Genomic DNA, 12,324 nt, shown 5'->3' with positions numbered 1-12,324 from the left:
GAGCTATTCTTCCGCTTTTTGTAGCTCTAAACGGCAAAATTAGCAACAAAAGGCGGAAATAGCGATAGCGCAGATTAGCTGCGCTAACTATTGTTGACTAAAAAGTCGCGTAGCGCGAGCGTTTTTAATCGCAAGAAATGCTATTCCAATGCCAATAAAAATCAGCGTAAAAATGGCAAGCAAATAAACAACACCCACTCCAAGCGTTGTGGAATTAAACGTGTTTGGCGCAAAACCAAACCATCCTGCAGGAGCCTTGTAATTCAAAAAATTGTACGGCGCTGCCATAGCATGCTCTCCCCATCGCACGCCAGCAAACTCGCTTAAACACACAGCGTACGCAACGTAAGTGAGCGGCGGAATCGTAGCAAAATAAACGTGCGCGCGGCTGGACTTGTACTTGTAATCAAAAAGAACAAAGTCAAAAATCGCAAGCAGCGGCGTTATAAAATGCACGCATAAGCTTGAGCACCCATTGTTCATGTACGCGCCAACAAATCCGAGCTTATTTGTAGGAGCCAAAAAGCACAGGTACAGCGTAAAAGTGACGGCGATTGAAATCGTCATCATAAATTTAAAAATGTACCATGCGTTTGACTTTGCATCCACCCAGGCTCCAGCGCGCTCACTCTGTTCATCGTTTTTAGATTTAAGCGCACTTCGCGTGTCTAAAATCAGCGAGCCAAGCAGCGCAACACAAATCATCAAGTTAGAAAGATTCGTAAAATACGTTAGTGCCATTGAATCCCAAGACATTGCCATTCCGTAAATGGACGAAACTATTGCAATAATTCGAATCATGGTTCTTGTAACGTAATCTTTGCGCGCCAAGACTAGTGTTTCGCTCATTCTTATCTCGCTTTCAAATAATTTTTAACTCTCATCTATGTTCTTCAATGTTTTACATAAATAAGATTTACTATACTTGACTCCGATCTAGGAATAGCAAAACGTGCAAAATTTAATGGCGATTTTTGTAGATAAGGCCAAACAATCTCCTGCAGCGCAACGGTTCTGCCGAAACGTTGCAATGCTTGCTGTACGTTAACTCGCCACTAAATCCGTTTCCGCTAAGCACAGACGCCAACCATCCGCGCCTACCGAATGCGCCCGACGCGATGAAGAGTGCCATTAATATGCCGAACAGGAAGGTATACGTAATAGCAGCGTTTCCACCAGTAAACGGCAGCGGAATCGGCGACACGTTGATGCCAGTAATCTTTATGTAACCTATGATCGGAGCTGTTTCTTTACTCTCATCATAGCCAACGCTCTTATTATCTGACTTATCTTTTGTCTGCGCGTATACGGCGTAAACAGCCGTATTGCCATGAGTGACAAGCATCTGCTGCAATTTGTCAGAATCTACACTTGCGTTTCCGCTATTATCGCGCTTCAAAATAGGCGTGCAATCTTTATCTTGAGGCTTGTTATTGTTCATCCAACGCACGCATACTTGAAGATTCTTCTCAACTACGTCTCGAGAATCAAAATCATCGCTAGCGTTTACTAACAGCTCTTTGCCGCCCACTTTACCGTTAGTGTCTGGATTACCTGTGAAAGTGAACTTAATGTCATTAGCACTAACCTCGTAAGGCTTACTCATAGTCGATTTCTGAAGCGAACCTATAGATTCAGCTTTAGGCTTTATTACATCAACCGGCACTACGTATACTGGAAGAAGTGTAGGTGCAGAGGCAACATTCTTAAAATGAGTTTGTGCATTATAGCCATACGTGTTCTTTAAGCTATTCATTGCCCAACCGTTAGAAAGCGACAAAGCATAAACTGGAGCAATAGCCTTTTTAGATGTTCCTTTTATGTCATCTGCAGTTTCTATGTTCTTATGTCCGCCTAAAACTTTTGCAAGTTTAAATGATTCAGAATTGACACTCTTACAATTTGGATTTGCAGTATCACCGCCCTCACACCATTTGCTCACAGTAATATCTTGAGGACTCATATTCGAATAATTATTACCCAATGTACTGTAATTCATGCCATTAGTGTTAGAAACATTTAATCCGCCACAATAGTTTCCATTACCTAATACTAAATCAGGTATATTGATATACTCATCATTCAGCGTGAAGAAACCAGAGCCATTGCCGAATTTATCTACTCTAGTTTTGCCATCAGCGAGCTGTACTGTAACTTCCTTCCTATCTTCACCATTTTTCTTATCTGTACCACTTACAACGCGCAAAGATGGTTGAATCTTCTTAAACTCATCTTCACTCATGCCATTTGGAATATTCGGCTTAAGAGTGAGAGCATCCTGCAATTGGCTTAAGTTGATTTGCTTGTCTTTCGTACTCGCGTTATAACGGTACACAAGCGATTGATGACCAGGCGCGCCAACCAGTTCAAAGCCAGGGTCGCTAGAACGCTCACCAATATATGGCTTCTTCTTATCCCAAGTAATCGTGTAGTCAGCGGCAGAATTACTATCACTTCGCAGCTTAGCAAATCTTGTTACAATATTGCGCCTAGGCTCTAGCGTTACAGTTCTCCTACGCCATCCGCGCGTAAGTATAAACGAGTCCTGCTCGCTACCTACATTAGAGTAATTATTGCGTCCATCATCCTGTTTTTGAGGAGCAATATAGTTCCCACGTTTCCACGTAACTTTCGACTCATTGGCGGCAAGAGTATCGTCATCATCATCTAAGCTAGCGTTACTATTGTCTACACTAACACCACTTCTTGTATTAGTAGCATTATCGAGCGAATCGTTATCACCCGAGTCTAGCCATTTGCCTCCTGCATTTCCGTTGCGCAATACATGATTCACAGCACGCTTTTCGGAATCATTCAGAAGCAGTGGATGCACTTGTACTACTTTCTTATTGACTACGACTGGGAAGAATACACAGTCAGACGGTTCACTCCACACCTTTGGAGCCTTACTTTCAGGACGGCATACAGAACTTCTCTTAGAAGACAAAGAGTCAACTGATTGAACACCTCGCATGTCTTCTTCTTTTGCACTATTTGCTCCGTTTTGAGCCTGACTTACATTTTCACTACCTGAAAGCTTCTTCAAATCATTATTAACAGAAGTAGTTTCATTAGCATCATTTGCTAACTCATCCAAATTTTCGGATTTAACGCCAGGCATATCTGACCAAGGTCCGTAAGATCCAGTGCGATTCCTTGCACGCACTACGCTTCCAGGGGCAAGGAAACCTGATGGGAACAATATTGCAGTTTTATCGCCACCAAATGCTGTCTGATTTAGATCATTTGTACTTAGCCCTTCTGGGAACGTGTAGCCATCACACAAACTCCACCTATCACCTGTTTTAGCTCTACATAATGCCAATGATTCACTAATATCACTATCATCATTTATACCTGTAGTAGCATCTGCACTTCTACTGTATATTGCATTAGCACCAGCATTCCTTAGCGATACTGTATTACCAGTTTTTGCTGCAGCTTTCTTTGCGCGAGCAAAATACACTACGAGTCGAGTTGCATTATTTCCAGAAATCACAGACACCTTATTGCTGTAATTAGGAGCAGAGGCTCCTTCCCAATCATGAAGCCACACGCCAGAACCAGACAAATCATTATAGTGATTACCATCGTATGCTCGCACAACTGGAGCTTTAGCTACAGTCCAATTGAACTTGAATTTGCCTACTACTGCTTCGTCACTCTTGTTTACAGAGTCGTCAGTTACTTGCGCAATCATCTTGAAGGTTGGAGAATTTTTAGAATCGTTTCCACGCCATTTTTCTATAAATCCGCGCAACAGTTCCTTATTTGTATTGCCTCCTGTTACAAACCTTACGCGAGGAGCTTTTTTAGTTTTCGGATCTGTTGCACCTTCTGCTTCAATGTCTATGCTCAGAGTATCCTTCAAAGCTTTGCTTACATGCGTAGTCTTATCTGCAACATTGAAATCATCATCCAGTGCAAGCAAATCTACTACGTTGAATAATCCCGACTGCTTTGTAATATCAGTCTTGTTCATATCAATAGTCGTAACAGTTCCGCAAGAATTAGCATTTGTTTTAGTAGGATTACACTCGCCAAGAAGCTTCTTACTAGGATCGTTAGCATCTTTTACTGAAATCCACGGCTTGTTCTTGTCTACTGGCACGAACCACACGTTAATTACATTTGGCGTGTGATCTTTGTCACCCTCGTCTCTGGCCTCTAATTCTCTCCACGGATTACCGTTGAAAATATATAGCTGCGCATGCAAAGGGTATTTATTACCACTTTTCTTTAGAATAGCAGCACCAATATTAGCTCCAGAAGCTTGCTGATTATAATCTTCGCCACCTGGCATAACGTAACCTTGAGGCTGAACAAAATTATCTTTATCAGTAATGTTATTGGTGAATATAGTCTGACCGCCGCCAAGATTACTGTAATTAACTAAATCAACGATATTAGCCCATTCTCCGCGCGCATTATTTACTTTACGAGCGTAGCCAATTCCATCACCACGATTAGGCATGCTGTTGTATCCACCCCACAGCTTTTCTATGGTTGTCTTATTAGTAGAATCAGCAGCATTAGTGTTCAATGGGTATAGTGATGGCTGTATTTGGTTTCTAAGCCATCGGCTTTTCTTTGTGCCTTGGAATAAGCTCAAAGCCTCATTAGTGTTGAAGTTTTTATTATCACCTTGGTTGATGTTGAATCTGTACACCAAATACTGTGAGCTATTTTCATCACGACCGTACCACTTAAAGCCATCGTCTGTGTTACGACCGTTTATTTTTCCACTGCCGTATGACCAATCATAATCTGCACGAATATTAACAAATCGCGTGATTTTCTTCTGCTTTGGATCAAGTACAGTTTCCTGATTTTGATCATCTTTAGTGTCATTGCCTGTACCAGTTGCTTTTACTACTTTAAAAGTCTTTTCTGAACCTGACTTACCTTGAGATGTATTTTTAGTGTCAGGAGTTACAGAAAGGCAGATTTTATACTGCTTTGTGTTGCCTTTACAAGAATATTTATCGCTTGTGCCGCCAAGAGTTTTAGTTTCATCTTTCGACCAACCAATTTCATCTTTTCGGTATTGGAACAAACGCGGATTCTTTTGCTTAATTCTATCTATCAAACCTTGTTTTTCGGAAGGATTCAGCTCATACGGGTTCACCTGAACCATGCCATCATCTGGCCAAGTCATATCTAATGGCAATGGGTCAGAAGATGCATTCAAAGTTGTTTGAAGCTGAGAAGCATTATTGCCAACACCCGCATAAATTCTTGAACCAATCTCTGCCAAATGCTCTGGGATAGTTATTTCACCAGTTTTTGGATCAAATGTTATATCCTTCTCATAAGGCATAAAGTTAGTAAAGTACGAATGATCAGGTTTATCATCGTTAAGCTGTTGCCAATCTTCACCTGCTTGACGAGTTAACATAATACCGTGGCATGATTTATTAGGACAATCACTAAATATTCTGAATGTATCAGTTTCTCCTACAGGCTTCTGCTTTGGCTCACCTCTTTTCCATATGCGAACAGCTAATACTGCAACTTGCTTAGATTTTGTTAAAAGATTAACTTTACCAACGTATCTACCATTTGGCTGTTTTTGCCAACGAACATTAGGAGCAGTAAACTCATCGCCAGTTATAATAAGCTTAATCTTTTTTTGAACCTTATTTCCAGCATCATCCCAAGCGTGGAACGTAAACTCTTTAACACCAGAATCATTAGATTTAAGTTCAGGACCATTTGTTTCACTTGTAGTTACATAACCTGATTGATCTGTAGCACTATCAACGCCTACAGGCTTAGATTGATCATATTTATTAAAAGCAGTTGCTTTAAATTGTTCACTTGTTGACTGTATATCTGTTTTATTGTTGTTATCTTTTACCTTTTCCTTGGTTCCCATGTACACGTGTTTATCATCGTGACCAGTTACTAGGAATCTAATTCTGCTGCCAACCGATATTTTCATACCATTTTCAGGCACAGATCTAGGCTCTCCACCATTGATGCTAACTTTTACGTCTATAGTCGGCTTCTCATCATCAACATGCGTAAACACAAGTGGTAATACGCCAGTAGACTCATCCCAATACGTTATTTTTGCGTACTTTGCAGCAACATACACTGGCTTTACTTCTGGCTGTTCACCAAATTGAAGCATAATACGATTTTCATCATTAGGATTAGTTGGGGTTGCGTATTCTTCCTTTACAGGATTTGAGAAGTAGTCTTTTGCAAGTTTCGCATATTTTGCTTTTTCGTCGCCAGTTAACTTTTGGTCAACTGTTTTACCACTAGGCGCATCATAAAGTTTCCAAATATAACGCTTTGTATAATTTAGCGGACTAAGCTTACACTCTTGACTATCTTTATTTTTCGCAGCTGCATCCGCTTGTGCAGACTTATCTGCAGCTTTATCAGCAGCTTTGTCATCATCGCCCTTACAAGGATCTACTACGTTTACAACTGGAACTCTTACAGCAACCTTCGTTTCCGCATCTTTCAGAGTGTTAGATTTCTTAAGCGAACCATCTGCATTTGTCCATTCAACACTATAAATGGCGCGATCTTTAATCGCCGCGTTTGCACCAGAATCTTGGCTATACAAATAACTATCGTTAAGCGGATACTCTAAACCATGAGCATCACCAGGAATTTTACCATCCTTAATAGAACCGTAGTAAACAGAGTCATCTGAATCTGAATATTTACTATAGTTTTCAAGATTATTACTACTATGCGAATCTGGCATATATAAACGCGGATTCAATGCGTGAGCAAATTCATATATTTTACCCTTGTTATCAAGATAATTCACATAATCTGCAGCTTTTCCTAAACTATCTTTAGAAGACCTATATTTTGGATTATCTTGCCACTCTTGAGTCTGCAGTGGTCTAAACACATCCGCTTGACCAATAATATCGTACTTTACTTTTTTAGCAGAACCCATTTGAAGCTTGTCATTCCAATATTGAACAGTCAAATCGTGTATGCCAAACTTTGAATCTTTTGTATTAATGTTAGTTTTAGGATCTAATGGTTTTCGCCACCATCTGTTTCCACGAGCATACTTGTTTTCTGACGCATTATACTTTGGCAATAATGAAAGCTGGCCTTTAGCCCAAACTGTATTATTACCACATTGTGCTTCAGTATCTTTATCACACACTTCTTGTCTTGTAGGTTGGAATAACAAACTCGTAACATCAATATTCTTAGTATGAGCCAATAATTGACCATTATTGCTAGTAAAAGGACCTAAATGTGTACCACGAAGGAAGGAGTAATGCGGCACATTTATATCTACAAGATTAGGTATTCCATACCATTGCTGATACAAAGTAGTGTATTCGTAAGTTGTATGGCCTGATCCAATACGATAATTTGACAAAGAGTATTTAGGATTCCTACTATATGGATCGCCTAAACCGTATCTTGAAAGAGGACCATGCCAAGTATCTCCATAATAGCTTCCTGCACCATAGTAGGAAGTACTCAGTTTTCCATATTTACCATTATTCGATGTTGTATAGTGAATATGGTAGCTATAAGGTGATTTGCTCTCATCAAATTGATTACGTAATGCAAAAATCTTTGCTCGTGGCTCTTTATCAGTTCCTCGAAGCTCAGAAAAGAGGTTATCTATCAATTTTATATAAGTGTCATTAAATTTTTGAGTACCATCTGGAGGAAGACGAGTACCAGCTTTATGTTCACCTTCACTTGGGAAACCATAGTTACCAGAATGATAGCAGTCAAAGCCGTAAGAATCACATAATCCAAGTTTACGATTGCTATCATCTCTATCCCTTTGAGTTCCACCTTCAAAAACACCAACATTGTCTATAGCATTTGAATTACCAATGCGATACCACGCTTTATCAAGGGTCTCGCCATCGTTAAGTGGCTCTTTTCTAGTGCCCTCATCAATACAAAAACCGTTTGGATTAACCCAATCTTTTGCGCAACCGCGATTCTTTGCATCAAAATGCAAGCGCTCTACATACTGGTCATACTGACCATTACTTGTGTCGAGACTCTGATCTTTAGGAACAACAAAATAGGTCAAAGCTTTAGCAGCACCATGAATGCGCGCACCCATGTTTACAAGTACATCCCAAATATATCCATTACCATCACGTTTAGGAGTACGTTTCATAAAAATGTAATCGTGAACATCGTCAAGCTGAATACGATTTAAAGAATCAACACCATTTTTATTTTTCAAATAAGCTAAGTTACGTATACGTTTTTGCAGGTATGTTCCACGCGGATATGGAGTAAAGTTTGGGTCATTATTCGTATAAATACCCTGAGGTTGATCATAGCCACTATCTTCGCGCCAAGGATTATCTCCACGTTCCATATCAGCACCTTTTGACGCGCGATGACCTGTTTCATCACCATCATCTGTAATGCATTCAGAACGAGCATAATTACGATTACAGCCGGGACGAAACTCCATCCTGCTGCGATCGTAACCCATTTTGTCTCCATTTGAAGATCGTTCTGTATTATTGAATATTTCATTGGAGCGATCCATGCCAAAAGAAGTATAAGATGCACCCTGCTTAGCCATACCTTTGGCAGCGCTCATCATAGCACTGTCAATAAGTCCTTTATCAGACGCATCACCCTTAGCGGCGTTGTTAGCAAGATTATTATTTACGCTTACACCATTTTTCAGCTTTGCAAACGCATTGTTTTGTCCATCGACAAAAACTGGAGGTTGCGATGGCGCAGAAATATCGGCATTATCTGCATCTACATCGGCATTAGGCTTAGCAGCAGATTTAGGCTTATCGCCAGACTTATTGGACTCATGCTTTTTACCAGAATTACCAGAGATAGCTGCATTCGCAGCAGTGCCACTGTCAGCAGCTACAGCGGTGTTTGCAGTTAGGCACATCGGCAGCCACATAGCCACCGAAATCAGGAAAATAAGAGCAGCCTTAGTCGCATGCTGAGCTAAACGTCCTATCCAGACGATAACGCTTAGCAAACCCGTCCAAATACTTCTCATTTGTCCACCTAAACTCTCGTGTGCTAATTTCCACATGCCAATCAATGTATTAAGTTTTAAAATCTTAAATTTTGAGGTATTTAAATTTTGATGTATTAAACGCATCAACTTATTTAACCTATTAACTTTTCAGTTTTTTAAGCTTTGAAGCCTTCGGACGCTTGCCCTGCGCAAAACCATCAATAATCGACTCAAAGGATTCCTGACTAATCCTTCTCGCTTCTTCGGAATCCCTATACATCTGCTTGTTTTGGTCGCCATAAATGCCAAGCCAAAGAGTATCGTTAGTCTGGTCATCACCATTGGCATCACTATGGTCATCACCATTATTTCGATCATCGCCGTTCTGCTTATCGTTTTTCTTCTTTTTCTTCTTAACAATCGGCAGACCAGCCCAGTAAATGTAGCCTCCAACCACACTCAAGCTTGCAATGCTCCCAACAAGCCACCACGGGAATCTCGGAACATCTGGCTTTTTACCAAGCAAAGACTTGTCCGCAGCAGGAGTCGGTATTACTCGCTCTCCCGTCACCAAGATTCTCTGTGTGTTGATTCCAAGCGGTGTGCAAGTAATCAGAGTCACAAGATCCTTGCCTGGCACTGCAGCAATTTTCTTTGTTTCGTCTGGGTTTACAACAATTTTTTCTATCACCTTGTAAGTGAGAATCTCGTCAAAAACCTCGATCGTAAAAGAATCGCCCTTATCTATCTCATCCAATCTCGTGAACATTTCCGCACTAGCCAAACCGCGGTGGCCAGTAATCACGGAACGAGTCCCTAATCCTCCAACTGGTAGAGAAGTTCCGCGCAAATGTCCCAGTCCCTTAAGCAGAGTATCGTCCTGCGTACCGTGATACACGGGCAAATCTAGGTCAATTTTCTTAATGCGAAGGCGAGCCATAAGACCATCGTCATTCGCTTTCAACTGATCCCAATAGTTTTGACTAACGTCAGATGTTTCGCCATGGGATGTTGGAATATTCGTGTTCGCCTCATATATTGCGCCTACGGATAGCTTGCGATTGTATTCGCGCGCGCGAGCCAGCTGCTCATGCGGAGCTGGAATAGCATGCGTGATTAGCTTAGCGTATTCTGCGGCTACTTCCGACATGTGATACTGGCTTAACCACATTGCTGCATGTGGGTATAACAGTGAGGCGAACGATGCGGTTAATAGAAGCGCTGGAACGATAGAAGATTTAGAAAATCTCCACTTTCGCTTATCGCGCTTCTTATGCTTAACCGCAACGTTTCGATTTAAGAATAAAAACCTAAGCATTTGTTGCTTTGCGATTGGACTTGAAACTGGACTTGTGATTTTATTTGCGATTTTATTTGCGACTTGATTTTCGGTTTTGTAAGCCGATGCGAGTATTCGCGAATACGCGCAATTCACTCACTTGAATACGCAAACACTCGCATACAGCTTAAATCACAAAATAATCACAAAACCAAGTAAGCCTTACGCTTCTTCTTGTTCCTTGCGACGACGAGTGATGATGTAGAACAACGTGCCGCCCAAGCCAACAATGCCGAATGCAGTGAGCAACACTAAGCCGCGCGCACCAGTCATTGGCAGTGCGCCAACAATCTTGTCCAAGGCTGTTGAAAGCTTGTTGACTACTTCTTTACTGTTCTTAGTTGCAGCATCAGCCTGACCCTCAACAGTTAAGTCATAGCAAGTTGGCGTGTCTGAAGACTGATAACCAGCAGGAGCTTTGGTTTCCACAATGCAATACTTCTTAGATGTAGTATCACCATTGCCAATAAACAGTTCTACAGAAGCTTCACCATTGTCGCCAGTAGTAAGGGTAACGCCTTCGACCTTCTTGTTGCCTTTATCATTGCCAGTTACATCAGCATTGGTTGTTGATGTAGCATTATCTTTCATTGCGTAAACTTCGAACTCAGCACCCTTAAGTGTCTTCTTATCTTGACCTGTCTGTTCATTGACCTTAGTAACCTTTAGTGTTGCAAAGTTAGTTACAGACTGACCAGGATTATCGCACGGCTTACTTGTAGTTGGAACGCATGGCTTTGGATCATCTTTTTGACCCGTTACAGTATTATTAACCTCAGTATTAATAACGTTAACAACTTTTGTAGCGCCTTGCTTAACCTTAGCAGTAATCTTGGCAGTAAGCTTCAAAACATTACCGTCGCCAAGATTCTTATACAATGTATCAGCTTTACCTAAACCAGTATTATTTAAAGCAACAGTAACTAATGTGAATTTTTCTGTCTTACTGCCAACTGTATATGTCTTGGTATTATCTGTAGTAACAGTGTAATCTGTATCTTTAGTTAAAGCCTGCGAACCATCGTTACCAGCAACAACAGCACCGCTAGTCTTATTAAACTTTGAAATCTTAACATCGCTTATGCCGCTAGCAGCATCAAACACTAAATCTTTCATTAAAGGATCAGTGAACTTAATAGTAGTGAATTTTGTAGCAGGAGCAATAAGGTTCAAAGGAATAGTAATATCCCAAGACATTGTTGTAGCATTATTGCTCTTTATGTCGAGCGAGCTTGGAGCATTAGCAGGAGTCTTCTTTGGAAGATCAGTGCTTGTATCATTCTTTGGATAGACGTTCACATCGTAAATCCACTTCTTCGTAGTTTCATTAGCGAGTGGAGTTGTAACAAAGAACGGGTCTACACCCTTTGTGATGGAAACTGGCTTCCATGTCTGTCCATCTTTTAATTGCGCGCCAGAAACATCCGTTTCCTCAACGTAGTACAAGCCCATCGCGAGTTGTTCAAACTTGCAGGAGCCATCTTCACCTGTTGTGCACGACTTTCCACTAGCCTTATCAACACCTTCACCAGCATCGGTATACTTATTAAACTCTGGATTAGTGCCAGCTATAAAATCATGAGCGGTCTTCTTGTTGTTCTCAGCTGTTGCGACTAGATTTTCTAAGTCTTTGATCTTCTTCCATCCTTCAGACGTAGAAAGATCAATTTCATCAGCACCCTTCTTTAATCGCCACAGAGTAAACTTAACACCCTTAACTGGCTTTCTATTAGAAAGATCTTTTACTTCCTCACCATTAGCACGTTGAGTACCAGCAGGATTATTTTCATATTTATGAATAGTAATGGATGTAGTACTTTTCTTTGTAGTATCAATAGTAGCTGTATTAACACCAGCATTAGCAGCACCAGGGTTTGCAAATGCAACAGAGCCAGCAATACAGCATGTTCCAAGCGTGCAAACCGCAGCCAAAACAGCAACGGTGCGCTTCAGCGAATTCGTATTTAAACGCATGTTTCCTCTCTTCTTTAGAGTGACATCTCGTTATGAGAATTTCGTGTTT

Annotated in this window: 4 protein-coding genes; all 4 read right to left on the bottom strand. The window is 40.9% G+C overall.

Annotated features, from left to right (window positions below; translation table 11 throughout):
* Positions 1-87: 87 nt before the first annotated feature.
* Complete coding sequence (locus P0106_RS03025) at positions 88-849, bottom strand: Pr6Pr family membrane protein (protein ID WP_473730422.1); 762 nt, start codon at positions 847-849, stop codon at positions 88-90.
* 112 nt (positions 850-961) lie between these two features.
* Positions 962-9,001, bottom strand: coding sequence for a cell wall-binding protein (locus tag P0106_RS03020; RefSeq protein ID WP_473730421.1), 8,040 nt, complete (start codon positions 8,999-9,001; stop codon positions 962-964).
* Positions 9,002-9,122: 121 nt separating this feature from the next.
* Positions 9,123-10,280, bottom strand: a complete 1,158-nt coding sequence (locus tag P0106_RS03015) for a class C sortase (protein WP_075038684.1) — start codon at positions 10,278-10,280, stop codon at positions 9,123-9,125.
* Positions 10,281-10,463: 183 nt separating this feature from the next.
* Positions 10,464-12,275, bottom strand: coding sequence for a SpaH/EbpB family LPXTG-anchored major pilin (locus P0106_RS03010; RefSeq protein ID WP_473730420.1), 1,812 nt, complete (start codon positions 12,273-12,275; stop codon positions 10,464-10,466).
* Between the last annotated feature and the right edge of the window lie 49 nt (positions 12,276-12,324).

The sequence above is a fragment of the Gardnerella sp. c11Ua_71 genome (assembly GCF_055818025.1).
This window is presented reverse-complemented; position numbering and strand designations above follow the sequence as displayed.

Excerpts from the sequence above, each read along its gene's own strand:
- P0106_RS03015 (WP_075038684.1), bottom strand. The coding sequence starts at position 10,280 with ATGCTTAGGTTTTTATTCTTAAATCGAAACGTTGCGGTTAAGCATAAG.
- P0106_RS03010 (WP_473730420.1), bottom strand. The coding sequence starts at position 12,275 with ATGCGTTTAAATACGAATTCGCTGAAGCGCACCGTTGCTGTTTTGGCT.
- P0106_RS03020 (WP_473730421.1), bottom strand. The coding sequence starts at position 9,001 with ATGAGAAGTATTTGGACGGGTTTGCTAAGCGTTATCGTCTGGATAGGA.
- P0106_RS03025 (WP_473730422.1), bottom strand. The coding sequence starts at position 849 with ATGAGCGAAACACTAGTCTTGGCGCGCAAAGATTACGTTACAAGAACC.